The 24,945-nt window shown below is 60.1% G+C and carries 21 protein-coding genes; 8 read left to right on the top strand and 13 right to left on the bottom strand.

All coding sequences use genetic code 11. The annotated features are described in order from the left end of the window. The first annotated feature begins 38 nt into the window (after positions 1-38). The 3 genes from phoB (at position 39) to ACQKPC_RS26415 (ending at position 3,518) form a co-directional block, all read left to right on the top strand. Positions 39-692, top strand: coding sequence for a phosphate regulon transcriptional regulator PhoB (gene phoB, locus ACQKPC_RS26425; protein WP_427627447.1), 654 nt, complete (start codon positions 39-41; stop codon positions 690-692). Positions 693-767: 75 nt separating this feature from the next. Further along, positions 768-2,054 carry a phosphate regulon sensor histidine kinase PhoR gene (gene phoR / locus ACQKPC_RS26420; RefSeq protein WP_219734874.1) on the top strand — a complete coding sequence of 429 codons (1,287 nt, stop codon included), beginning with the start codon at positions 768-770 and terminating at the stop codon, positions 2,052-2,054. 123 nt (positions 2,055-2,177) lie between these two features. Further along, positions 2,178-3,518 carry a hemolysin family protein gene (locus ACQKPC_RS26415; protein WP_427627443.1) on the top strand — a complete coding sequence of 447 codons (1,341 nt, stop codon included), beginning with the start codon at positions 2,178-2,180 and terminating at the stop codon, positions 3,516-3,518. 165 nt (positions 3,519-3,683) lie between these two features. Here ACQKPC_RS26415 and ACQKPC_RS26410 read toward each other — a convergent pair whose 3' ends face one another. The 8 genes from ACQKPC_RS26410 to ACQKPC_RS26375 form a co-directional block, all read right to left on the bottom strand. Next, entirely contained in the window at positions 3,684-4,580 is an 897-nt protein-coding gene (locus tag ACQKPC_RS26410; RefSeq protein ID WP_427627441.1) for a peptidoglycan DD-metalloendopeptidase family protein, read from the bottom strand. Positions 4,581-4,781: 201 nt separating this feature from the next. Continuing rightward, positions 4,782-5,732 (bottom strand): response regulator, encoded by a 951-nt coding sequence (locus ACQKPC_RS26405; protein ID WP_427627439.1) that lies wholly within the window; start codon positions 5,730-5,732, stop codon positions 4,782-4,784. A gap of 181 nt (positions 5,733-5,913) precedes the next feature. Then, on the bottom strand, positions 5,914-6,675 hold the full coding sequence (gene phoU, locus ACQKPC_RS26400; protein ID WP_008073516.1) for a phosphate signaling complex protein PhoU: 762 nt from the start codon (positions 6,673-6,675) through the stop codon (positions 5,914-5,916). Positions 6,676-6,746: 71 nt separating this feature from the next. Beyond that, on the bottom strand, positions 6,747-7,580 hold the full coding sequence (pstB, locus tag ACQKPC_RS26395) for a phosphate ABC transporter ATP-binding protein PstB (RefSeq protein WP_095052363.1): 834 nt from the start codon (positions 7,578-7,580) through the stop codon (positions 6,747-6,749). A 130-nt stretch (positions 7,581-7,710) separates the two neighbouring features. Further along, entirely contained in the window at positions 7,711-9,381 is a 1,671-nt protein-coding gene (gene pstA / locus ACQKPC_RS26390; protein WP_427627436.1) for a phosphate ABC transporter permease PstA, read from the bottom strand. 15 nt (positions 9,382-9,396) lie between these two features. Then, positions 9,397-11,679, bottom strand: coding sequence for an ABC transporter permease subunit (locus tag ACQKPC_RS26385; RefSeq protein ID WP_427627434.1), 2,283 nt, complete (start codon positions 11,677-11,679; stop codon positions 9,397-9,399). Positions 11,680-11,924: 245 nt separating this feature from the next. Then, a complete protein-coding gene (locus ACQKPC_RS26380; RefSeq protein WP_427627432.1) occupies positions 11,925-12,923 on the bottom strand; it encodes a phosphate ABC transporter substrate-binding protein PstS in 999 nt (332 codons plus the stop codon). Positions 12,924-13,173: 250 nt separating this feature from the next. Further along, positions 13,174-14,472: an MFS transporter gene (locus tag ACQKPC_RS26375; RefSeq protein ID WP_427627430.1), complete on the bottom strand. Its 1,299-nt coding sequence runs from the start codon at positions 14,470-14,472 to the stop codon at positions 13,174-13,176. Between the two features lie 367 nt (positions 14,473-14,839). Here ACQKPC_RS26375 and ACQKPC_RS26370 point away from each other — a divergent pair, with 367 nt between their 5' ends. Beyond that, positions 14,840-15,244, top strand: a complete 405-nt coding sequence (locus ACQKPC_RS26370) for an acyl-CoA thioesterase (RefSeq protein WP_007896491.1) — start codon at positions 14,840-14,842, stop codon at positions 15,242-15,244. An 85-nt stretch (positions 15,245-15,329) separates the two neighbouring features. Further along, positions 15,330-16,229: a D-hexose-6-phosphate mutarotase gene (locus ACQKPC_RS26365; protein ID WP_427627429.1), complete on the top strand. Its 900-nt coding sequence runs from the start codon at positions 15,330-15,332 to the stop codon at positions 16,227-16,229. 121 nt (positions 16,230-16,350) lie between these two features. Here ACQKPC_RS26365 and ACQKPC_RS26360 read toward each other — a convergent pair whose 3' ends face one another. The 5 genes from ACQKPC_RS26360 to ACQKPC_RS26340 all read right to left on the bottom strand — a co-directional run bounded on the left by ACQKPC_RS26360 (position 16,351) and on the right by ACQKPC_RS26340 (position 20,158). Beyond that, positions 16,351-16,887 (bottom strand): DUF3299 domain-containing protein, encoded by a 537-nt coding sequence (locus tag ACQKPC_RS26360; RefSeq protein ID WP_427627427.1) that lies wholly within the window; start codon positions 16,885-16,887, stop codon positions 16,351-16,353. 84 nt (positions 16,888-16,971) lie between these two features. Further along, on the bottom strand, positions 16,972-17,223 hold the full coding sequence (locus ACQKPC_RS26355) for a GlsB/YeaQ/YmgE family stress response membrane protein (protein ID WP_427627425.1): 252 nt from the start codon (positions 17,221-17,223) through the stop codon (positions 16,972-16,974). A 100-nt stretch (positions 17,224-17,323) separates the two neighbouring features. Then, entirely contained in the window at positions 17,324-18,406 is a 1,083-nt protein-coding gene (locus tag ACQKPC_RS26350) for a 5-(carboxyamino)imidazole ribonucleotide synthase (RefSeq protein WP_427627424.1), read from the bottom strand. An 11-nt stretch (positions 18,407-18,417) separates the two neighbouring features. Beyond that, positions 18,418-18,909 carry a 5-(carboxyamino)imidazole ribonucleotide mutase gene (gene purE / locus ACQKPC_RS26345; protein WP_003196369.1) on the bottom strand — a complete coding sequence of 164 codons (492 nt, stop codon included), beginning with the start codon at positions 18,907-18,909 and terminating at the stop codon, positions 18,418-18,420. 331 nt (positions 18,910-19,240) lie between these two features. After that, positions 19,241-20,158 (bottom strand): LysR substrate-binding domain-containing protein, encoded by a 918-nt coding sequence (locus ACQKPC_RS26340; protein ID WP_008007763.1) that lies wholly within the window; start codon positions 20,156-20,158, stop codon positions 19,241-19,243. Between the two features lie 180 nt (positions 20,159-20,338). On the opposite strand from ACQKPC_RS26340, the gene aspA reads away from it, so the two are divergent. The 3 genes from aspA to ACQKPC_RS26325 all read left to right on the top strand — a co-directional run bounded on the left by aspA (position 20,339) and on the right by ACQKPC_RS26325 (position 24,933). Further along, entirely contained in the window at positions 20,339-21,763 is a 1,425-nt protein-coding gene (gene aspA / locus ACQKPC_RS26335) for an aspartate ammonia-lyase (RefSeq protein ID WP_095632848.1), read from the top strand. Between the two features lie 538 nt (positions 21,764-22,301). Then, complete coding sequence (locus tag ACQKPC_RS26330) at positions 22,302-23,753, top strand: alanine/glycine:cation symporter family protein (RefSeq protein ID WP_427627421.1); 1,452 nt, start codon at positions 22,302-22,304, stop codon at positions 23,751-23,753. Positions 23,754-23,928: 175 nt separating this feature from the next. Further along, positions 23,929-24,933, top strand: a complete 1,005-nt coding sequence (locus ACQKPC_RS26325) for an asparaginase (protein WP_427627419.1) — start codon at positions 23,929-23,931, stop codon at positions 24,931-24,933. Positions 24,934-24,945: the final 12 nt, after the last annotated feature.

The following is a 24,945-nucleotide window of genomic DNA, read 5'->3' as shown; positions in this document are numbered from 1 at the left end:
GACTGAGCCATGCGCAAAACCCTGTCGCCCGGGATCGAATGCCTGGGCCTGATGCTGCTCGCCTTGCTGTTGATCGGCGCCGGGCTGGGGCTGCGGAGGCGGAGAACTCGCAGCAGGCCCATGCCATTATCGTCGACCGCAAACCGGACCTGATCCTGCTCGACTGGATGCTGCCCGGCACCTCCGGCATCGAACTGGCCCGCCGTCTCAAGCGCGATGAGCTGACCGGGGATATCCCGATCATCATGCTCACCGCCAAGGGCGAAGAGGACAACAAGATCCAGGGCCTGGAAGTCGGCGCTGATGACTACATCACCAAACCGTTTTCCCCGCGAGAGCTGGTGGCGCGCCTGAAAGCCGTGCTGCGCCGCGCCGGTCCGACCGATGGCGAAGCGCCGATCGAAGTCGGCGGCCTGCTGCTGGACCCGATCAGCCACCGCGTGACCATCGACGGCAAACCCGCCGAGATGGGCCCGACCGAGTACCGTTTGCTGCAATTTTTCATGACCCACCAGGAACGTGCCTACACCCGCGGCCAGTTGCTGGATCAGGTCTGGGGCGGCAATGTCTATGTCGAAGAGCGCACCGTCGATGTGCACATCCGTCGCCTGCGCAAAGCCCTCGGCGATGCCTACGAAAATCTGGTACAAACCGTGCGCGGCACTGGCTACCGGTTTTCCACCAAGGCCTGAGCCGACCGCCAGACTCGCTGACAAGGACGCATATTTTCCGTGAACCAAAACTGGCATGGCACCCTGATTCGCCACATGCTGTTGCTGGTCACCGCCTGCCTGGTGATCGGCCTGATTTCCGGCTACTACGGCTGGAGCCTCGCCGTGGGCCTGGGCCTTTACCTGGCGTGGACCCTCAAGCAACTGCTGCGTTTGCACGAATGGCTACGCCTGCACAAACCCGATGAAGCACCGCCCGATGGCTATGGTCTGTGGGGCGAAGTGTTCGACAGCATTTACCACCTGCAACGCCGCGACCAACGAGTGCGCGGGCGCTTGCAAGCGGTGATCGACCGGGTCCAGGAATCCACCGCTGCGCTGAAAGACGCGGTAATCATGCTCGACAGCGACGGCAACCTGGAATGGTGGAACCGCGCCGCCGAAACCTTGCTTGGCCTCAAGACCCCCCAGGACAGCGGTCAGCCCGTGACCAATCTGGTGCGCCATCCGCGCTTCAAGGAATACTTCGAGCAGGACAGCTACGCCGAGCCGCTGGAAATCCCTTCGCCGATCAATGATCGTCTGCGCATTCAGCTGTACATCACTCGCTACGGCAACAACGAACACTTGATGCTGGTACGCGACGTGACGCGTATCCATCAGCTGGAGCAGATGCGCAAAGACTTCATCGCCAACGTGTCCCATGAGCTACGCACACCGCTGACGGTGATCTGCGGGTACCTGGAAACCCTGCTCGACAACGTCGAGGAAGTGAACCCGCGCTGGACCCGCGCCCTGCAGCAGATGCAGCAGCAAGGCGGACGCATGCAGACCTTGCTTAACGATTTGCTGCTGCTGGCCAAACTGGAAGCCACCGATTACCCGTCGGATAATCAACCGGTGTCCATCGACAGCCTGCTGCAATCGATCAAGGGCGACGCTCAGCAACTGTCCGGTCAACGTAATCAGCACATCACCCTGGAAGCCGATCCGACGATTCTGCTCAAGGGTAGCGAAGCGGAATTGCGTAGCGCGTTCTCCAATCTGGTGTTCAACGCAGTGAAGTACACACCGGCCGAGGGCAATATCCGCATTCGCTGGTGGGGTGACGATCAAGGCGCACACCTGAGCGTGCAGGATTCGGGGATTGGCATCGATAGCAAACACTTGCCGCGCCTGACTGAACGCTTCTATCGCGTCGATTCCAGCCGCAACTCCAACACCGGCGGCACCGGGCTGGGGCTGGCCATCGTCAAACATGTGTTGCTGCGCCACCGGGCACGTATGGAAATCAGCAGTGTGCCGGGCCACGGCAGCACGTTTACTTGCCATTTTGCGCCAGCCCAGGTCACCAAATCCCGGGTCATCAGCGCCGCCGACTGATACCAGTCAGCACTCGCCACTAGGCAATTGCCCGGTCAGCCGCTACATTGGCTGACTTGTGCCTGCCCTTCAGGCGCACTTTTTTCTTTCCTTTCGAATACACGGAACCCGCAAAACCCCATCATGGACCCTTCCCCTGGCTTGACCCTCGCGACACTCTTCGCCGATTTCGGCATGATTCTTTTTGCTCTGATCCTGGTTTTGCTCAACGGCTTTTTCGTTGCGGCGGAATTTGCCATGGTCAAACTGCGCTCGACCCGGGTCGAAGCCATCGCTGAACAACACGGCTGGCGCGGACATATCCTGCGCACCGTGCACAGTCAGCTCGATGCTTACCTCTCGGCCTGCCAGCTGGGTATCACCCTCGCCTCCCTGGGCCTTGGTTGGGTCGGTGAACCGGCGTTCGCGCATCTCCTCGAGCCGATACTCAGCGCTGTTGGCGTAGAGTCCGCCGAAGTGGTCAAGGGCGTGTCGTTCTTCACCGCGTTCTTCATCATTTCGTACCTGCACATCGTGGTCGGCGAACTGGCCCCGAAATCCTGGGCTATCCGCAAACCCGAGCTGTTGTCGCTCTGGACGGCGGTGCCGCTGTACCTGTTCTACTGGGCCATGTACCCGGCCATCTACTTGCTCAACGCCAGCGCCAACCAGATCCTGCGCATCGCCGGCCAGGGTGAACCCGGCCCTCATCACGAGCACCATTACAGCCGTGAAGAATTGAAACTGATCCTGCATTCCAGCCGTGGCCAGGACCCGAGCGACCAAGGCATGCGCGTGTTGGCCTCGGCAGTGGAAATGGGCGAGCTGGAAGTGGTCGACTGGGCCAACTCCCGGGAAGACCTGGTCACGCTGGAGTTCAACGCGCCGCTCAAGGAAATTCTGGCGATGTTCCGTCGCCACAAGTTCAGCCGCTACCCGGTGTATGACAGCGAGCGCCAGGAGTTCGTCGGCCTGCTGCACATCAAGGATTTGCTGCTGGAACTGGCCGCACTGGATCACATTCCCGAGTCGTTCAACCTCGCCGAACTGACCCGGCCGCTGGAGCGCGTGTCGCGCCACATGCCGCTGTCGCAGTTGCTGGAACAATTCCGCAAGGGCGGTTCGCATTTCGCTCTGGTCGAGGAAGCCGACGGTAACATCATCGGCTACCTGACCATGGAAGACGTGCTGGAAGTGCTGGTGGGCGACATTCAGGACGAACACCGCAAGGCCGAACGCGGGATCCTCGCGTATCAGCCAGGCAAGCTGCTGGTGCGGGGCGATACGCCGCTGTTCAAGGTGGAACGCCTGCTGGGCATCGATCTGGACCACATCGAAGCAGAAACCCTCGCCGGGCTGGTCTACGAAACCCTGAAACGGGTGCCGGAAGAGGAAGAAGTGCTGGAAGTCGAAGGCTTGCGGATCATCATCAAGAAGATGAAAGGGCCGAAGATCATTTTGGCGAAGGTGTTGATGCTGGATTGAGCATCGCATTCGCAGGGTGAAGGGCTGTTTGTGGCGAGGGAGCTTGCTCCCGCTCGGCTGCGCAGCAGTCGCTAACCGGTGAATGCGGTGTGGATTGCCGGGGCGGGGACCGCTTCGCAGCCCAACGGGAGCAAGCTCCCTCGCCACATTAAATCTCCATCGCCTTCACTGCTTGCCCAACGCAAAGTTGGGCAACGCGCCTACCGGTTGATTGAACTGGTACGGAATCGATACCAGCCCCAACCCGGTGTTGCGCTGCACCACGAAGTGCAGGTGCGGGCCGCTGCTGTTGCCGGTGTTGCCCGACAGCGCCAGCGCACTGCCCACCGTCACTCGCTGACCTTCCCGTACGCTGACCGAACCTTTCTTGAGGTGCAGGTACACGCCCATGGTCCCGTCATCGTGCAACACCCGCACGAAATTGCCCGACGGATCGTTGCCGCGCCCGGTCTGGCCATTCTCGGTTTTCACCACCATGCCACCGCGCGCCGCGATGATAGGCGTGCCTTCGGGCATGGCGATGTCCATCGCATAACGGTTCTTTGGCCCGTAGTGGCTGTATTGGCCATTGGCGCCCTGACTCAGCCGAAACGGCCCGCCACGCCAAGGCAATGGATATCGATAGGCCATAGCAGCCCCTGCAGGGTCGCCCAGTGAATATTCGAACTTCGGGGTATACGCCAGCGGCCTTCCGGCCTTCGTCGCCTTGAGCAGCGCAAGGCGAATGCTGCTACGTGCCGGCATGACCCGACGAATCGGTCGGCTTGGCGCGCCGCTGACATTATTCAGCCCGGAAAAGCTCAGCTCGATCTCGACCGGTGCATACAGATCGTTGCGCACGAACACACTGTCCATGCCCCTCTGCTTCTTGATATCGAGGTACACCTGCCGCTCAAGGCGCTCGACCATCCGGTCGCGAAAAACGAACACCTTCGCGCCTTTGGTGGGGCGGTCGCTGTAAGAGACCACGCCACTGGCGTTGGTGGACCGGTAAATCGTCATGGCCACAGCCGAGGTGGAGGCCATGATCAGACCACAGAAAAACAGCAGGCGCGCGAGCATGGGCAAGATTCTGTCGAGTAAGGCCTGGGAAGGAGCCTAGCAGCTGAAATGGACCAGCGTTGTCGACAGATGTTTCAAATGATCGTTCCCACGCTCTGCGTGGGAATGCAGCAAGGGACGCTCTGCGTCCCATCCGAAGCGGACGCGGAGCGTCCGGGGAGGCATTCCCACGCAGAGCGTGGGAACGATCAGCGGTACACGTTACGCGCCCGGTACGAAATGCTTCTGCGCGGTGCCACGGGCGATCAGGCGGGAGATGTAGTCGAGCTTCTGCGCATCCTGGTCGACAAAGCGGAAAGTCAGTTGCAGCCATTCGCTGTCGGGCTTCGGCTCATAGGCGACGATGGCATGCAGGTAGCCGTTGAGACGGGCGATTTCAGCGTTATCGCCCTGCTCCAGGTCGAGCACGGCGCTGTCGAGGACTTGCGGCAGCGTGTCGGTGCGTTTCACCACCAGCAGCGCTTCCTTGATGCTCAAGGCCTTGATCACGCATTGCTGGGTGCCGCTTGGCAGGCGCAGTTGGCCTTGGCCACGACCGCCGGCTGATGCTGCCGAGGCAGCAGGCGCCTTGATCGGCGGGCTGTTAAGCAAGCCGCGAGACGGTGCGGCGGCCGGGGCTGGCGCGGCGGCGACAGGTTTGGCGAACGGATTGACCGGTGCCGCCGATGGCGCGGTGATCGCTGCCTTGCCACCAGTGAGTGCGCTAAGGGAATCGTTGCCGAACGCCGAGTTCATTTTGGTCGGAGCGCTGTTCATCAAAGTGTCGAGCTTGCCGACCTTGTTCAGTGCCTGCTTGACCTTGGTCAGCAGTTGCTCGTTGGTGAACGGCTTGCTGACGTAGCCCGAAACCCCGGCCTGAATCGCCTGGACGACGTTCTCCTTGTCGCCACGGCTGGTGACCATCACGAACGGCATGGTCTTGAGGTTGTCCTGCTCGCGGCACCAGGTCAGCAGTTCCAGACCGGACATTTCCGGCATTTCCCAGTCGCACAGAACCAGGTCGAACGCTTCTTTGGCCAGCATGGCCTGGGCCTTTTTGCCGTTGACTGCATCTTCGGTCCGGATCCCCGGGAAGTAGTTGCGCAGGCACTTCTTCACCAGGTCACGAATGAACGACGCATCGTCCACGACCAACACACTGATCTTGCTCATCCAACACCCCTTTAAAAATCCCGGCAAGCATAACGCTGGCTGATGGCACTTTGCCAAAACTCTTCAGTCACGCCGGGACTTTTCGTTCGCGGGTGCTGCTTTTCTAATCGGCTTTTCAATACGAAGGCCACGCAAACAAAAACGCCCGGCCAAAGGGCCGGGCGCTTTCCTAGGGGCAATCTTACTTATCGTCAGCTTTGCCCGGAACATTAGCGGTTTCGGCACTTGTGCCTTCAACTTCTTCCTTCATGCGCTTGAGGCCCAAGTGACGCACGTCTGTGCCGCGCACCAGGTAAATCACCAGTTCCGAGATATTGCGCGCGTGGTCACCGATTCGCTCCAGCGAACGCAGCACCCAGATAATGCTCAAGACCCGCGAGATAGAGCGAGGGTCTTCCATCATGTAAGTGGCCAGCTCGCGCAGCGCGGTCTTGTATTCGCGGTCGATAATCTTGTCGTACTGCGCCACCGACAACGCCAGGTCGGCGTCGAAGCGGGCAAACGCGTCCAGCGCATCGCGAACCATGTTGCGCACCTGGTCGCCGATGTGGCGAACCTCGACGTAACCGCGCGGCGCTTCGCCTTCTTCGCACAACTGAATGGCACGGCGGGCGATCTTGGTGGCTTCGTCGCCGATGCGCTCCAGGTCGATCACCGACTTGGAGATGCTGATGATCAAACGCAAGTCCGACGCCGCCGGTTGGCGACGGGCCAGAATGCGCAGGCATTCTTCGTCGATGTTGCGTTCCATCTGGTTGATCTGGTCGTCGATCTCTCGCACTTGCTGGGCCAGGCCGGAGTCGGCCTCGATCAACGCGGTGACCGCGTCGTTGACCTGCTTCTCGACCAGCCCGCCCATGGCCAGGAGGTGGCTGCGCACTTCCTCGAGCTCAGCGTTGAACTGCTGGGAGATGTGATGGGTAAGGCCTTCTTTACTAATCATGTTGGCGTCCTTGGAGCGTCCGGTAAGGTGCGGTGGACCGCAGCGTCAGTTCAGTGAGCAACAACAGCTTCCTAGCCGTAACGACCGGTAATGTAGTCTTCGGTCTGCTTCTTCGCCGGATTGGTGAACAGAGTGTCGGTGTCGCCGAATTCCACCAGTTTGCCCATGTACATGAATGCCGTGTAGTCGGAAACCCGCGCGGCCTGTTGCATGTTGTGGGTCACGATAACAATGGTGAATTTGGATTTCAGTTCGTAGATCAGCTCTTCGACTTTCAGCGTGGAGATCGGGTCGAGTGCCGAGCATGGTTCGTCGAGCAGCAATACTTCCGGCTCCACGGCGATGGTGCGGGCAATCACCAGACGTTGCTGCTGACCACCGGACAGGCCGAGTGCCGACTCGTGCAGACGGTCTTTAACCTCATCCCACAGCGCCGCGCCTTTCAACGCCCACTCGACGGCTTCGTCGAGGATGCGTTTCTTGTTGATGCCCTGGATGCGCAAACCGTAAACCACGTTTTCGTAGATGGTTTTCGGGAACGGGTTAGGCTTCTGGAACACCATGCCGACCCGGCGACGCAACTCGGCCACGTCCTCACCCTTGCGGTAGATGTTGTTGCCGTAGAGGTTGATCGCGCCGTCGACGCGGCAGCCATCCACCAGGTCGTTCATGCGGTTGAAGGTGCGCAGCAGCGTGGACTTGCCGCAGCCGGACGGGCCGATGAAGGCCGTCACGCGCTGTTTCGGGATGTTCATGCTGACGTCGAACAGCGCCTGTTTGTCGCCATAAAACAGGCTCAGGCCCGGTACTTCGATGGCCACGGTTTCCTGCTCGAGGCTCAGGCTCTGTTTGTCGCGGCCCAGGGCCGACATGTTGATGCCGTGAGTGTGTGCTTCGTGCTGCATGGGAGGCTCCCTGTGCTAACAAATTCGGTTCGGTTTTTGTGGGAGCCAGCCTGCTGGCGATTCAGGCAACGCGGTCAATCTGTAAACCGCGGTGATGCCATCGCCAGCAGGCTGGCTCCCACATAAGAAATCAACTATCCAGTGCTTTGTATTTTTCGCGCAGGTGGTTCCGGATGTAGACGGCCGACAGGTTCAATGTGGCGATCACCAGCACCAGCAGCAGCGCCGTGGCGTACACCAGCGGCCGCGCGGCTTCGACGTTCGGGCTCTGGAAGCCGACGTCATAAATGTGGAAGCCCAAGTGCATGATCTTCTGGTCCAGGTGCAAGTACGGGTAGTTACCATCCAGCGGCAGCGATGGCGCCAGTTTCACCACACCCACCAGCATCAGCGGCGCCACTTCACCGGCGGCACGGGCCACCGCGAGGATCATGCCGGTCATCATCGCCGGGCTGGCCATCGGCAGCACGATCTTCCACAAGGTTTCGGCCTTGGTCGCGCCAAGGGCCAACGAGCCTTCGCGAACGGTGCGAGGAATCCGCGCCAGGCCTTCTTCGGTGGCCACGATCACCACCGGCACGGCCAGCAGGGCCAGGGTCAGCGAAGCCCAGAGCAGCCCCGGCGTACCGAAAGTCGGCGCCGGCAGTGCTTCAGGGAAGAACAGCCGGTCGACCGAACCGCCGAGCACGTAGACGAAGAAGCCCAGACCGAACACGCCATAAACGATGGCCGGAACACCCGCCAGGTTGTTCACCGCAATACGGATCAGCCGGGTCATCGGCCCTTGCCGTGCATATTCACGCAGGTAAACCGCCGCCAGCACGCCGAACGGCGTAACGATCATCGCCATGATCAGGGTCATCATCACGGTGCCGAAAATCGCCGGGAAAATCCCGCCTTCGGTGTTGGCTTCACGCGGGTCATCACTGAGGAATTCCCAGACCTTGCTGAAGTAGAAGCCGATCTTGGTGAAGGTGCCCATGGCGTTCGGCTGGTAGGCGTGAACCACTTTGCCAATGCCGATTTCGACCTCTTTACCGTTCGCGTCGCGAGCGGTCAGGCTGTCGCGGTTGAACTGAGCGTGCAGATCATTCAGACGCGTTTCGATTTCCTGATAACGGGCATTCAGCTCGGCGCGCTCGGATTCCAGATCCGCTTGCGCGGCAGCGTCGAGACGACCGGCCAATTCCAGTTTGCGACCGTGCAGACGCACACGTTCGAGACCTGCGTTGATTGCGCCGATGTCGACCTTTTCCAGAGTCTTGAGCTGTGCGGCGAGCTGGTTGACGCGATCCACGCGCGCCTGCAACTCAGGCCATGCGGCCTCGCCTTCAGCGATGACCTTGCCATCCTGTTTGACGTTGACCAGGTAGCCGTAGAAATTGCCCCACTCGCGACGCTCGATGGCCATCAGCTCAGGCGGAGTTTTCTGGTTGGTCAGCCACTCGCCGACAATCCAGGTGAAGTCTGTGCCGTTCAGATCACGGTTGCCGACCTTGATCAGCTCGCGGGTCATGAACTCCGGGCCTTGATCGGGCACCGGCAGGCCAGCGCTCTTCAGGCGCTCGCGTGGCACTTCTTCCTTCTGCACCACTTCGCCGATGACGAGGTGATTGGCTTGGCCCGGCACGTCGTAACTGGCGTGTATCAGGTCCGCCGGCCAAAAGTGACCCAGGCCGCGCACGGCAATCACCGCCAGCAGGCCAATGGTCATGATGACCGCAATGGACACCGCGCCACCGCTGATCCAGACGCCGGGGGCGCCGCTCTTGAACCATCCATTCAGGGAGTTCTGTTTCACAGACTTCTACCTTTCTTAAAGCGACGAGTATTTCTTGCGCAGACGCTGACGAATCAGTTCCGCGAGGGTGTTCATGATGAAGGTGAACAACAGCAGCACCAGCGCCGAGAGGAACAGCACGCGGTAGTGGCTGCCGCCGACTTCCGATTCGGGCATTTCCACTGCAACGTTAGCCGCCAGGGTGCGCAGGCCTTCGAACAGGTTCATTTCCATGACCGGGGTGTTACCGGTGGCCATCAGCACGATCATGGTTTCACCCACCGCGCGGCCCATACCGATCATCAGCGCCGAGAAAATGCCCGGGCTGGCGGTGAGGATCACCACGCGGGTCATGGTCTGCCACGGTGTGGCACCGAGGGCCAGGGAGCCCAGGGTCAGGCCCCGAGGCACGCTGAACACGGCATCTTCAGCGATGGAGTAGATGTTCGGAATCACCGCGAAGCCCATGGCCAGACCGACCACCAACGCGTTGCGCTGGTCGTAGGTGATGCCCAGGTCGTGGGAGATCCACATGCGCATGTCGCCGCCGAAGAACCAGGTTTCCATGTACGGGCTCATGTACAGCGACAACCAGCCCACAAACAGAATCACCGGGATCAGGATCGCGCTTTCCCAGCCGTCCGGCACTTTCAGGCGGATAGACTCAGGCAGGCGACTGAAGACGAAACCCGCCACCAGAATGCCGATCGGCAGCAGCATCAGCAGGCTGAAGATGCCGGGCAAATGCCCTTCCACATACGGCGCCAGGAACAGGCCGGCGAAGAAACCGAGGATCACCGTCGGCATCGCTTCCATCAACTCGATCACCGGTTTGACCTTGCGACGCATGCCCGGAGCCATGAAATACGCGGTGTAGATCGCCGCGGCAACGGCCAGTGGCGCGGCCAACAGCATCGCGTAGAACGCAGCTTTCAGGGTACCGAAGGTCAGCGGCGAGAGGCTCAGCTTGGGCTCGAAGTCGGTGTTGGCCGCGGTCGATTGCCAGACGTATTTAGGCTCATCGTAGTTCTCGTACCAGACCTTGCTCCACAACGCGCTCCACGAGACTTCGGGGTGCGGGTTGTCGAGCAGCAACGGTTGCAGCTTGCCGCCCTGCTCCACGATCACGCGGTTGGCCCGTGGCGACATGCCGAAAAGGCCTTGGCCGTCGACCACCTGATCCACCAGCAAGGTGCGGTGGGCGGTGCTGTGGAACACGCCGAGCTTGCCGGAGGCGTCGAGGGCGATGAAGCCTTTACGACGTTCTTCGGCGGTGATTTCAACGATCGGCGCAGTGCCCATCTGGAAGGTACGAATCTGCTTCAGACGCAGTTCGCCGTCCGGATCGCGGGCCATGAACCACTGGGCCAATCCACCTTTGGAGTCACCCAGGATCAGCGAGATGCCACCGACCAGTTGGGTGGCGGCAGTAATTTCGGTTTCACCGTTATCCAGCAGTTTGTAGCGACCGTTGAGGCTCTTGTCGCGCAGGCTGAACACGTCGGCCTGGGCACGACCGTTAATCACGTACAGCCACTGCTGACGCGGGTCGACGAAGATATTTTTCACCGGCTCGGTCATTTGCGGCAGATCGATACGCTTCTGCTCGTTGGTGACTTCGCCGGTCATCATGTTTTCTTCGCTGGTCAGCGACAAAACATTGAGCTGTGCACCGGTGGAACCGACCAGCATCAGCGTCGAATCGGTCGCGTTGAGGCTAACGTGCTCAAGGGCTCCGCCCGCCTCGTTCAGCACGATCGGTGTTTCGCCGTACGGGTATTCGATGGCCGGCGAGATGGTTTTCTTGCCGTCCGGGTAGCTGACTTTATAAGTGTGACGGAACACCAGCGCCTGGCCGTTGGACAAGCCCACCGCCACCAATGGATGGCCTGGTTGGTCTTCGCCGATCGAGGTCACGGTCGTGCCGGCCGGAATCAACAGATCGACACGCTTGAGTTCAGCGCCACTGTCGATATCGAAGAACAACGCCTGGCCCTTGTCGGAAACCCGCATGGCGACCTGGTTCTGTTCTTCCAGGGAGATCATCAACGGCTTGCCGGCGTCTTGCATCCAGGCGGGCGTGATGGCGTCTTTGGCGGTCAGGTCGGCCCCCTGGAACAGCGGCGCGACGACGTAACCGAGGAAGAAAAAGATCAGGGTGATCGCGCCAAGAACGGCGAGGCCGCCGACGAGGACGTACCAGCGGGTCAGGCGATCTTTCAGCGCACGAATACGGCGCTTGCGTTGCAGCTCAGGCGTATTGAAGTCAATTCGCTTGGGGGGATTTGTAGTCATGGTGGAGTTGGCCAGATCATTCATGGGCACACCCTAGCGATCCTGTATGACAGAAAGATGACAATGCAGTGACGCAACAAATCCGCCGCCAGCGGTAACTGGCAGTGGATCGAAAATTTGAGAGGGCCGGGTTGCCAGCATGGCAACCCTGAGCCTTTGCAGGAGCGAAGCTTGCTCGCGAAGGGATCGCCTCGGTTCTCCCTTGAAAAATCCCTTCGCGGGCAAGCCTCGCTCCTACACAGGTCCGGGTTTAGCCCGGACCTAGGGTTTTACTTTTTTGCGACGTTGCCGCCTTCTTGCAGACCCAGGTCAGCCAGTGCTTTTGCAGCAACCTTGGCTGGCAGCGGGATGTAGCCGTCTTTCACAACCACTTCCTGACCCTGTTTGGACAGAATCAGCTTCACGAACTCGGCTTCCAGCGGGGCCAGAGGCTTGTTTGGAGCCTTGTTGACGTAAACGTAGAGGAAACGCGACAGCGGATACTTGCCGTTCAGGGCGTTTTCTTCAGTGTCTTCAACGAACTCGGTGCTGCCTTTCTTGGCCAGGGCCACGGTCTTCACGCTGGCGGTCTTGTAGCCGATGCCCGAGTAACCCACGCCGTTCAGCGAGGAGCTGATCGACTGCACGACCGAAGCCGAGCCTGGTTGTTCGTTGACGTTTGGCTTGTAGTCACCTTTGCACAAGGCTTCTTCTTTAAAGTAGCCATAAGTGCCGGATACCGAGTTACGACCGAACAGTTGCACTGGCTTGTTGGCCAGGTCGCCGGTCACACCCAGATCGCCCCAGGTTTTCACATCGGTTTTAGCGCCGCACAGACGTGTCGAGGAGAAGATCGCATCGACCTGTTCCATGGTCAGGTGCTGGATCGGGTTGTCTTTGTGTACGAACACCGCCAAGGCATCCACAGCAACCGGGATAGCGGTTGGCTTGTAGCCGTACTTGGTTTCGAAGGCTTGCAGCTCGTTGTCCTTCATCTTGCGGCTCATCGGGCCCAGGTTAGCGGTGCCTTCAGTCAACGCAGGTGGCGCGGTAGAAGAACCGGCAGCCTGAATCTGGATGTTTACGTTCGGGTATTCTTTTTTGTAGTTCTCAGCCCACAGGGTCATGAGGTTGGCCAGGGTATCGGAGCCGACGCTGGACAGGTTGCCCGACACACCAGTGGTCTTGGTGTAGCTCGGGATCGACGGGTCAACAGCGGCAACCGCGTTGGCAGTCGCAACGCCAGCAGCGACAAAAGTCATTGCCGCCATCAAACGCTTCAGTTTCATGCCTTACTCCTAGCAGATAGGTGTGTTAAGTCGGGGCCAAGTATCAGCAGGCCGTGTGAACACTCTATGGCTGAAATATGACAATTGGATGAAAGGCCAGCATTTGCTTTTTTCGCAGGCAGACCGCGTTTTCGTTCTTCGCGAGCAAGCCCGCTCCCACACTTAACCGAGTTCTCCTGGAAGAATGCGGTCGAATGTGGGAGCGGGCTTGCTCGTGAAGGCGCCAATATGATCGATACAAAGGGCCGGCTTAGCGACCCTTCTTCCAGAGATACCCACCCACCAGAATCCCGACACCACAAATGATCGCCACATAATAGGCCGGCCCCATCGGGCTTTCCTTCAAGAGCAACGTCACCACCATCGGCGTCAGGCCACCGAAAATCGCGTAAGCCAGGTTGTAGGAAAACGACAACCCGCTGAACCGCACCACCGCCGGGAAGGCTTTGACCATCACGTACGGCACCGCACCGATAGTGCCGACCAGCAGACCGGTCAGGGCATACATCGGGAACAGCCAGTCGGGATGGTTGAACAGGCTGTGATAGAACGTCCACGAACTGATCAGCAGCGCGGCGCTACCGAACACGAACACCCGGCCAGCGCCGAAGCGGTCAGCCAATGCACCGGAGGCCACACAGCCCAGGCTCAGGAACACGATGGCCAGGCTGTTGGCCTGCAACGCGGTAGTCGGCGCGAAGTGGTAAACGGTCTGCAGCACTGTCGGGGTCATGAGAATGACCACGATGATGCCGGCGGACAGCAGCCAGGTCAGCAGCATGGAAATCAGAATCGCACCGCGATGGTCGCGCAACACAGCGCGCAGCGGCACTTCTTCGGCCAGCGCTTTGCGTAATTGCAGTTCGGCAAACACTGGGGTTTCGTGGAGCCAGCGACGCAGGTAGACCGAGAACAGGCCAAACACGCCGCCCAGCAGGAACGGGATCCGCCAGGCGTAATCCGAAACTTCAATCGGTGTGTAAATGCTGTTGATCGCAGTGGCGACCAATGAGCCCAAAAGAATACCGGCGGTCAGACCGCAGGTCAGCGTGCCGCAGGCATAACCGATGTGCCGCTGCGGCACGTGTTCGGAAACGAATACCCAGGCCCCCGGCACTTCACCGCCGATCGCCGCGCCCTGGATCACCCGCATCAGCAGCAACAGGATCGGCGCCCACATACCTATCTGCGCATAAGTTGGCAGCAAGCCCATGATCAGGGTCGGGACTGCCATCATGAAAATGCTCAAGGTGAACATCTTCTTGCGCCCCAGCAGATCACCGAAGTGCGCCATGACGATGCCGCCCAGCGGCCGCGCCAGGTAGCCGGCGGCGAAGATGCCGAACGTCTGCATCAGGCGCAGCCACTCGGGCATATCGGCGGGGAAGAACAGTTTGCCGACCACCGTGGCGAAGAACACAAAGATGATGAAGTCGTAAAACTCCAGCGCGCCGCCCAAGGCAGACAGCGATAACGTCTTATAGTCGTTGCGGGTCAGCGGACGTGAAGATTGGGTGGGCTGCGCGATGCTCGAGGGCGCTGTGGTCATGGCAAGGGCTTCTCTTATAGTCGGATCTGCAACCTCAACAACGCTGGCGGAGGCTTGGGCAGGTTTGGCACGATAGCAAATTGTTCGAAAAAGCACATAGAGGCGCGTATTTGACGGTCGAAATGAGAACCGGACGGTCGTCTCGGAGTCTACCGATCGATATACTCCCAATATTGCAACGGCTTGTAAGGGGTTGCTGTGCGAAACCGTCGTTGGCATCCGTCAGCCGATTTCGCAGAGTTTCCCTTTAGGCGCCTTACGAAAAACGTGACGAACGTAGTATGTTCGGGGCTGAATCGTTTTTCTTAGAGACGGCTATTCAACCTGAAGTACCAATGAAGAGTCACGGGTCAGAGGCACCCCCGGCATGATAGAGCTCGAACAAGAAGATCCAATCCCGCAAGGCGACCTGGCCCTGCAAATCACCGCGCTTCCGCGCGAAACCAATGGCTTTGGCGATATTTTCGGCGGCTGGCTGGTGGCGCAGATGGATTTGGCTGGCACTGCAATGGCCAGCAAGGTGGCTGGTGGTCGCGTAGCCACCGTGGCGATCGATCGCATGGCGTTCCTGGTGCCGGTAGCGGTGGGCGCGCAGCTGTCCTTTTATACCCAGGCCCTGGAAATCGGTCGCAGCTCGATTCAGATGATGGTCGAAGTCTGGAGCGACGATCCACTGTCCAGCGAATGGCGTAAAGTCACCGAAGCCGTCTTCGTGTTCGTCGCCATCGACGGCAGCGGCCGCACTCGCTCGGTTCCGCCTAGAGCCCGTTAAACCGGAGCTTGTAAAAACGGCGCGTTAAACCCCGCGACCGTTTTGCGGTCCCATTGAGTCATTGTTCCTGATTGAGAGTTGCCCCATGAGCACGCCCAACGTTGAAGCCGTGAAACTGGATGAACTGAACTGCTGGCGCATCCGCCACGGTCAGGCCGAATTGCTGGTGGCCCAACAAGGCGCGCACATCCTCAGTTATCAACTGGCTGGCGAGCCACCGTTGATCTGGCTCAACGACGAGGCGGTGTTCAAGGCCGGCAAAAGCATCCGCGCCGGCGTGCCGGTGTGCTGGCCATGGTTCGGTAACCTGTCGCGCAACCCGCAGAGTGTCCAGGCCATGCGCGTCAGCCAGGAACCGCCGACCGCCCACGGGCTGGTGCGGGCGATGGACTGGGAACTGGTTGGCATCGAAACCGAGGGCGAAAGCCTGAAGGTGGAATTCAATCTGCCCTACCCCGAAGGCGGCCTGCCGGGCTGGCCGCATCAGGTGGACTTGAAGCTGGGCATTCGTCTGGACGAGCAGTTGCATATCAGCCTGACGAGCGAAAACAAGGGCGCTGAAAATGTCACCATCAGCCAGGCATTGCACAGCTATTTCGCGGTCAGCGATGTGCGCAACGTACACGTTGAAGGGCTGGATGGCTTGAGCTATATCGAAACCCTGGACGACTGGAAAACCGTCACCCAGACGGGTGATCTGCATTTTACCGGCGAGACCGACCGCATCTATCTCAATACCCCGCCGAAGCTGAGCATTGTTGACCCACACTGGGAGCGACGCATCGAGCTGACCAGCAGCGGTTCACGTTCGGCGGTGATCTGGAACCCCTGGATCGACCGCGCCGCGGCATTCAGCGACATGGCCGACGATGGCTGGCAACGCATGCTGTGCATTGAAACGGCGAATGTGATGGGTGATGTGGTGACACTGGCACCGGGGGCAAGTCATACCTTGGGCGTCAGTGTCGGCGCAAAACCGCTCTAAGCCATACCGCAATGAAATGTGGGAGCCAGCCTGCTGGCGATGGCGTCGTGTCAGTCAACTTGAAAGTATCTGACGGACCGCTATCGCCAGCAGGCTGGCTCCCACAGTTATTCGGTGGCTGCTAGAGATCAGACTCCTGCACCACCCGCACCTGCGCTGCATCCAGCGCATACGCCGCATCCGCCAAGTCGTTGTTGACCGTCTCGATCTTCAGCGTGCCGGTCACCCACAGCGGCGTGTAGATGTCACTTAGCTTCAAGCCTTTTGGATAACGCACCAGCACCAGTTGGTTAGGCGGCGGCGGTGGCACATGGATGCAAGCGCCCGGATACGGCACGAGAAAAAACAACGTGCTGCGGCCCTTGGCGTCGGATTCCAACGGCACCGGATAACCGCCAATGCGGATGTGCTTGTCGTTCATCGACGGCACGGTTTTGGTCGAGTACATCACCGCCGGCAAGCCCTTGCTCTGCTTCATGCCACCCTTTTGGGTAAAGGTGCCGTTGGCTTCCGGTGAGTTGTGATCGATTTCGGGCATGGCCTCGAGGGCTTTCTGGTCCGACTTGGGCATCAGTTCAAGCCAGTCGGTTTCCGGCAGTTCGCCGGCATGGGCCAAACCACTGCCCAGGAAGAGAAGAGTCAACAGAAGACGACGCATGAAAGTGCTCGGCAAAAGAAAGGACGGTTTAACGCCGGGCATTCTAGCCCTCTCCGGCGATGGCGCAGAGAGGGCTTTGTCATTTCAATCAGTTCTTTTTTTGATCAGGCCGTAGATCACCAGCAATACCACCGCGCCCACCAGCGCACCGATGAAACCTGCGCCTTCGCCAGCGCGGTAAATGCCCAGGGCCTGGCCGCCGTAAGTGGCCGCCAGCGAACCGCCGATACCGAGCAGGATGGTCATGATCCAACCCATGCTGTCATCACCCGGTTTCAGGAACCGTGCGATCAGGCCGACGATCAAGCCGATAAAGATGGTTCCGATAATTCCCATGGCATTTCCCTCTGATTAATTGGCTATAGCCTAGACAGACTTTGGCATCCTGCCATCAGAGAACGGCGGCCCCTGAAGGTTCCGCCGTTGCCACATGAAACTATTCGGCGATCAGCGCTTCGACCTTGAGGATCTGCGCAGCCAGCGTCTCACGGTCTGCACAGCGCAGACTGGCGTGACCGACCTTGCGGCCGACCTTGAAAGCCTTGCCGTAGTGATGCAAATGACAGTCGTCGATCGCGATCACTTTTTCCACTGGCGGCACGACACCGATGAAGTTGAGCATCGCGCTCTCGCCGACCTTGGCCGTCGAACCCAGCGGCAGACCGGCAACGGCCCGCAAGTGGTTTTCGAACTGGCTGCACTCGGCGCCTTCGGTGGTCCAGTGACCCGAGTTGTGCACACGCGGGGCGATTTCGTTGGCCTTGAGGCCGCCGTCGACTTCGAAGAACTCGAACGCCATCACGCCGACGTACTCCAGCTGCTTGAGTACGCGACTGGAGTAATCTTCAGCCAACGCTTGCAGCGGGTGATCGGTGCTGGCCACGGACAGCTTGAGAATGCCGCTGTCGTGGGTGTTGTGAACCAGTGGATAGAACCTGGTTTCGCCATCGCGAGCACGCACGGCAATCAGCGAGACTTCGCCAGTGAATGGCACGAAGCCTTCCAGCAGGCAGGCGACGCTGCCCAGCTCGGCGAAGGTGCCGATCACGTCTTCAGGCTTGCGCAGGACTTTCTGGCCCTTGCCGTCGTAACCCAGTGTGCGGGTTTTCAGCACGGCCGGCAGACCGATCGAAGCCACGGCGGCGTCCAGGTCGGCTTGCGACTGGATGTCGGCGAACGCGGGAGTCGGAATCCCCAGGTCCTTGAACATGCTCTTTTCGAACCAGCGGTCGCGAGCGATGCGCAGGGCTTCGGCGCTCGGGTACACCGGGACGAATTGCGACAGGAAAGCCACGGTTTCGGCCGGGACGCTTTCGAACTCGAAGGTCACCAGGTCGACTTCATCGGCCAGTTGACGCAGGTGATCCTGATCGCCGTAATCGGCCCGCAGGTGTTCGCCCAACGCGGCTGCGCAAGCATCTGGCGCCGGGTCGAGGAAAGCGAAACTCATGCCCAGCGGAGTGCCCGCCAGCGCCAACATGCGACCCAACTGGCCGCCACCGATTACACCGATTTTCATCGTCAACAACCTCAGGCGATGCGTGGGTCTGGATTGTCCAGGACGCTGTCTGTCTGCTCAGCGCGGAATTTCTTCAACACGGTATGAAATTGCGGATGCTTGGCGCCCAGAATGCTCGCCGAGAGCAGCGCTGCGTTGATCGCGCCGGCTTTGCCGATGGCCAGGGTGGCGACCGGAATGCCTGCAGGCATTTGCACGATAGACAGCAGCGAATCGACGCCCGAGAGCATCGAAGACTGCACCGGCACGCCCAGCACCGGCAGGTGGGTCTTGGCCGCACACATACCTGGCAGGTGGGCCGCGCCACCGGCACCGGCGATGATCACCTCGATGCCACGGGCCTCAGCCTCTTCGGCATACTGGAACAGCAGGTCCGGGGTGCGGTGGGCAGAGACCACTTTCACCTCGTAAGGGATGCCGAGCTTTTCCAGCATATCGGCGGTGTGGCTAAGGGTGGACCAATCGGACTTGGAGCCCATGATCACGCCAACCAGTGCGCTCATCGTCGTGCCTCTTCTCTCTGGGCGCCCGCAGGCGCGTCAAAAAACAACAAGCCACGCAGGATGCGTGGCTTGATTGTACGAATTAAGGCCAGGTAAAACCGGCCGAAGGCCGCGCAGTATACCTCAATGAAGCAGATAAACAGCCCCCGATACGACCATCTGTCATACGGCGCAAAGTGCCGGTTTTATTGACCTGAAGGTCAACCAAATCCACCACAAATCCCTGTGGGAGCGGGCTTGCTCGCGAATGCGCTGGGTCAGGCAACATTGATCTCGACTGAAACACCGCATTCGCGAGCAAGCCCGCTCCCACATTGGATCTTCATTGGTCTCAGATACCCGTCGTGCCTTGGGCTGCGCTGCCTTCAAGCTTGCGCCAGAGCAACCGCACATTGGCCTTGCGTACCAGCGCGCAGCGGTACAGACGAATCTCCAGTGGCACATGCCATTGCGGACCGCCGCAGACCACCAATTCACCGCGAGCCAGTTCGGCGCGCACGCTCAGTTGCGGTACCCAGGCGATGCCCAGGCCTTCCAGCGCCATGCTTTTCAGGCTGTCGGCCATGGCGGTTTCGTAAATAGTGGTGAATCGCAGCGCCCGCTGGCGCAACAGCATGTTCACCGAGCGTCCAAGAAACGCACCGGCGCTGTAGGCCAATAGCGGCACACTGGCCTCGCCTTCCAGGTCGAACAACGGTTTGCCATCGGCATCGGCGGCGCACACCGGGAGCATTTCGGTGTCTCCCAGGTGCAGCGACGGAAAAATCTCCGGATCCATTTGCATCGCTGCGTCCGGGTCATAAAACGCCAGCATCAAATCGCAGCCGCCTTCGCGCAATGCATGCACCGCATCGCCAACGTTAGTGGCCACCAGCCGCGTGGCGATGTTCAGCCCTTCGTTGCGCAATTGCGCAATCCAGCGCGGGAAGAAACCTAGCGCCAGGGAGTGAGCGGCGGCAACCTGCATCACCTCGCCCTGCCCGCCTTCCAGGTGATGAAGATGACGCAGCACTTCGCCCAGCTGTTCGACCACGGTTCGCGCGGTGACGAGAAACAACTGCCCCGCCGCCGTCAGCTCGACCGGCGTGCGGGAGCGATTGACCAAGGTTAGCCCCAGCGCAGCTTCGAGGCTGCGGATCCGCCGGCTGAATGCAGGCTGGGTCACGAAGCGGCGCTCGGCCGCCTGGGAGAAGCTGCGGGTAGCGGCCAGAGCACTGAAGTCCTCGAGCCATTTGCTTTCCAGATTCATCACGCCCTCCCGGACACGCACCAATTTAGGTCACACGTTCGCCGCGCACGCGGCGTCACATGGGCATTATGCCGAATGTGCATAGGCTAGTGTTTAACAGCATTGGCCCAAAATTCTTCACAAGCCTAGCATTTGCGGTGTTCCGGCACAGACCGGGTCCATATCGAGATGATTTCTATCATGTCCTCCGCTGCATCTTTCCGCACAGAAAAAGACCTGCTTGGCGTACTCGAAGTACCTGCTCAAGCGTATTACGGCATCCAGACCCTGCGAGCGGTGAACAACTTCCGCCTCTCTGGCGTTCCGATTTCGCATTACCCGAAACTGGTTGTCGGTCTGGCAATGGTCAAGCAGGCCGCCGCTGACGCCAACCGCGAGTTGGGTCACCTGAGCGAAGCCAAGCACGCTGCTATCAGCGAAGCTTGTGCCCGATTGATCCGCGGCGATTTCCACGAAGAATTCGTGGTGGACATGATTCAAGGCGGCGCTGGCACTTCGACCAACATGAATGCCAACGAAGTCATCGCCAACATCGCGCTGGAGGCCATGGGCCACAGCAAGGGCGAATACCAGTACCTGCACCCGAACAACGACGTCAACATGGCGCAGTCGACCAACGACGCCTACCCGACCGCGATCCGTCTGGGCCTGCTGCTGGGTCACGACGCGCTGCTGGCCAGCCTCGACAGCCTGATCCAGTCGTTCGCTGCCAAAGGTGAAGAATTCAGCCACGTTCTGAAGATGGGTCGTACCCAGCTGCAAGACGCCGTGCCGATGACCCTGGGCCAGGAATTCCGCGCCTTCGCCACCACATTGGGCGAAGACCTGGCACGCCTGAAGACTCTGGCGCCAGAGCTGCTGACCGAAGTGAACCTGGGCGGGACCGCGATCGGCACCGGCATCAACGCCGACCCGCGCTACCAGCACCTGGCCGTGCAACGCCTGGCGACCATCAGCGGTCACCCACTGGTGCCAGCCGCCGACCTGATCGAAGCCACCTCCGACATGGGCGCCTTCGTGCTGTTCTCCGGCATGCTCAAGCGCACCGCGGTCAAGCTGTCGAAGATCTGCAACGACCTGCGTCTGCTGTCCAGCGGCCCACGCACCGGCATCAACGAAATCAACCTGCCAGCGCGTCAGCCAGGCAGCTCGATCATGCCAGGCAAGGTCAACCCGGTAATCCCGGAAGCCGTGAACCAGGTGGCGTTCCAGATCATCGGCAACGACCTGGCCCTGACCATCGCGGCCGAAGGCGGCCAGCTGCAACTGAACGTGATGGAGCCGCTGATCGCTTTCAAGATCTTCGACTCGATCCGCCTGCTGCAGCGCGCCATGGACATGCTGCGCGAGCACTGCATCGTCGGCATCACCGCCAACGAAGAGCGCTGCCGTGAACTGGTCGAACACTCGATCGGCCTGGTTACAGCACTGAACCCGTACATCGGCTATGAAAACGCCACTCGCATTGCCCGTATCGCGCTTGAAAGCGGCCGCGGCGTGCTGGAACTGGTGCGCGAAGAAGGCTTGCTCGACGAAGAAATGCTCGCCGACATCCTGCGCCCGGAAAACATGATTGCTCCGCGTCTGGTGCCTTTGAAGGCTTGACCAAACGCCGGCTCTTTTGAAGAGCACGCTCACCAGGTCGAGGGACTAGACACCTCTCACCTTTTGAGGGCTTGGGGATTTACTCCCTCAAGCCCTTTTTTTTAACTCTTTGGCAGCCACAAACAGAATGTCTGGAAGCTGAAAAATGTGGGAGCGGGCTTGCTCGCGAAGGCGGTGCGTCAGTCACCCTGAAGGGTGGATATCAGGCCGCATTCGCGAGCAAGCCCGCTCCCACAAAAGAGCAGCTTCTACATAAGCCCGACGCCGGTAACGTCGGGTGTTTCAAAGCTTCGTTTCGTCGCTCGCACCACAACCGTGCAGACGGATGGCACTCTCCTATGTATAGTGCCGGCCCTCTTCGCGTGAGCGGTCGTCGGTAACGAGGCCCAAACCCATGCGAACCCGAACTAATAACAAACCCGCGAAATGGAACCGGGACGAACCTTCGCCTCACCTGTTGTGCCGAGCACAAGCGGGTGTAACGCGATGTGTCAACCACCCAGCATTCGCACACACAAAAAATAGCGAGGAATAATCCATGCTCGAAGTCATCAACGACTTCCTCTCAGGGAAAGTACTGATCGTGCTCATTGTCGGGCTCGGTAGCTACTTCACGATCCGCTCGCGTTTCGTCCAGTTCCGTCATTTCTTCCACATGTTCGCGGTGTTCCGTGACAGCTTGCGCAGCAGCGCCGGTCAACTCAGCTCGTTCCAGGCCCTGATGCTCAGCCTCGCCGGCCGTGTCGGTGCGGGCAACATCGCCGGTGTCGGTATCGCCGTGACCCTCGGTGGCCCCGGTGCGGTGTTCTGGATGTGGGTGACCGCGCTGGTCGGCATGTCCAGCAGCTTCTTCGAATGCTCCCTCGGCCAGCTCTATAAGCGCTGCGACTCCGAAGGCCAGTTCCGTGGCGGCCCGTCCTTTTACATTCAGCACGGCCTGCAGAAACGCTGGTTGGGCAAGATCATGGCGTTCCTGCTGCTGATCACCTTCGGCTTTGCCTTCAACGGCCTGCAAGCCCACGCCGTAACCCACTCGCTGAACAATGCCTTCGGCCTCGACACCACGTACACCGGCCTTGGCCTGGCGGTATTGCTGGGTCTGGTGTTCATCGGTGGTATCAAGCGGATCGCCAAGGTCGCTGACCTGCTGGTACCGGTGAAAACCCTGGTGTACATCGGCGTGACCATCTACGTGATCGTGCTGCAGTTCGATCACGTTCCGGGCATGTTGATGACCATCGTCAAAAGCGCCTTCGGTCTGGACCAGGCGTTCGGCGGCCTGATCGGCAGCGCCATCGTCATGGGCGTGAAGCGCGGCGTGTTCGCCAACGAAGCGGGCCTGGGCAGTGCGCCGAACGTGGCCGCGGTGGCCTCGGTCGAGCACCCGGTCTCGCAAGGCGTGGTTCAAGCGTTCAGCGTGTTCCTCGACACCTTCGTGATCTGCACCTGCACCGCGTTGCTGATCCTGCTGTCGGGCTTCTACACCCCGGGCTTCGAAGGCGACGGCATTGCCCTGACCCAAAACTCCCTGGCTGCCGTGGTCGGTGACTGGGGCCGGATGTTCATCTCCGTGGCCCTGGCATTGTTCGTGTTCACCTCGATCCTCTACAACTACTATCTGGGCGAGAACAACCTGCGCTTCATGATCGGCGAAAACCGCAAGGCGCTGATCGCCTACCGCGCATTGGTACTGGTATTGATCTTCTGGGGTGCCATCGAGAACCTGAGCACGGTGTTCGCCTTCGCTGACATCACCATGACTCTGCTGGCGTTCGTGAACCTGATCGCGCTGTTCCTGCTGTTCAAGGTCGGCATGCGCATCCTGCGTGACTACGATGACCAGCGTGCTGCCGGTATCAAGACCCCGGTGTTCGATTCGAGCAAGTTCCCGGATCTGGACCTGGACCTGAAAGCCTGGCCAGCCAATCCGACAGCCGCCGCTCCTACGGCCGCAGCCGAGCCGCAAGGCGTGACCGCAGCGCAACGCTGATCGGTAAAAAACCGGGCGCACCCTCTGCGCCCGGCGTGACACAGCTTGCGACCGGCGTCATGCTCGGTCGTATGTTGTGGCAGCTTTTTTGATGCTGCCGTTCTGGTTAGAGCTTGAGACCACATCGCTGCCATCGCGAGCAGGCTCGCTCCCACATCGTTTTCGGAGAACCTCCATGAATTCCTCGACTTTTCCTGCTGCCCAGCACGTCATGGTGCTCTACACCGGCGGCACCATCGGCATGCAAGCCAGTGCCCACGGCCTGGCGCCGGCGTCCGGTTTCGAAGCGCGGATGCGCGAGTATCTGCACAGCCAACCCGAACTGGTGGTACCGCAGTGGCGCTTTCGCGAGATGTCGCCGCTGATCGACAGCGCCAACATGACGCCCGCCTACTGGCAGCAACTGCGTGAAGCGGTGGTCGATGCCGTGGATGTCCAGGGCTGCGACAGCGTGTTGATCCTGCACGGTACTGACACCTTGGCCTACAGCGCCGCGGCCATGAGCTTTCAGCTGCTCGGCTTGCATGCCCGCGTGGTGTTCACCGGCTCCATGTTGCCGGCCGGCGTGACCGACAGTGATGCCTGGGAAAACCTCAGCGGTGCATTGGTTGCACTTGGCCAGGGCCTGGCGCCGGGCGTTCATCTGTACTTTCACGGCGAACTGCTCGACCCGACACGTTGCGCCAAGGTTCGCAGTTTCGGCCGTCATCCGTTCAAACGGCTGGAGCGTCAGGGCGGCGGCGTGAAAGCGACTTCCGTGCCGGCGCAATTGAACTACAACCAGCCTAAACAACTGGCAACGGTCGCAGCGCTACCCCTGTTCCCCGGCATCGGCGCCGAGCAACTGGATGGTTTGCTCAACAGCGGTATTCAGGGTCTGGTGCTGGAATGTTATGGCAGCGGTACCGGGCCAAGCGACAACCCCGCGTTTCTCGCCAGCCTGGAACGGGCGCGGGATAAAGGTGTGGTGGTGGTCGCAGTTACGCAATGTCATGAAGGTGGTGTGCAGCTCGATGTGTACGAGGCGGGTAGCCGTTTGCGTGACGCCGGTGTGTTGTCCGGTGGCGGCATGACTCGCGAGGCGGCATTCGGCAAGTTGCATGGGCTGCTGGGTGCAGGGCTTGAGATCGCTGAAATTCGACGGCTGGTTGAACTAGACCTGTGCGGCGAACTCAACTGACACAACACAAAA

This window comes from Pseudomonas sp. NPDC089918 (genome assembly GCF_050280605.1).
Taxonomy (GTDB): domain Bacteria; phylum Pseudomonadota; class Gammaproteobacteria; order Pseudomonadales; family Pseudomonadaceae; genus Aquipseudomonas.
This window is presented reverse-complemented; position numbering and strand designations above follow the sequence as displayed.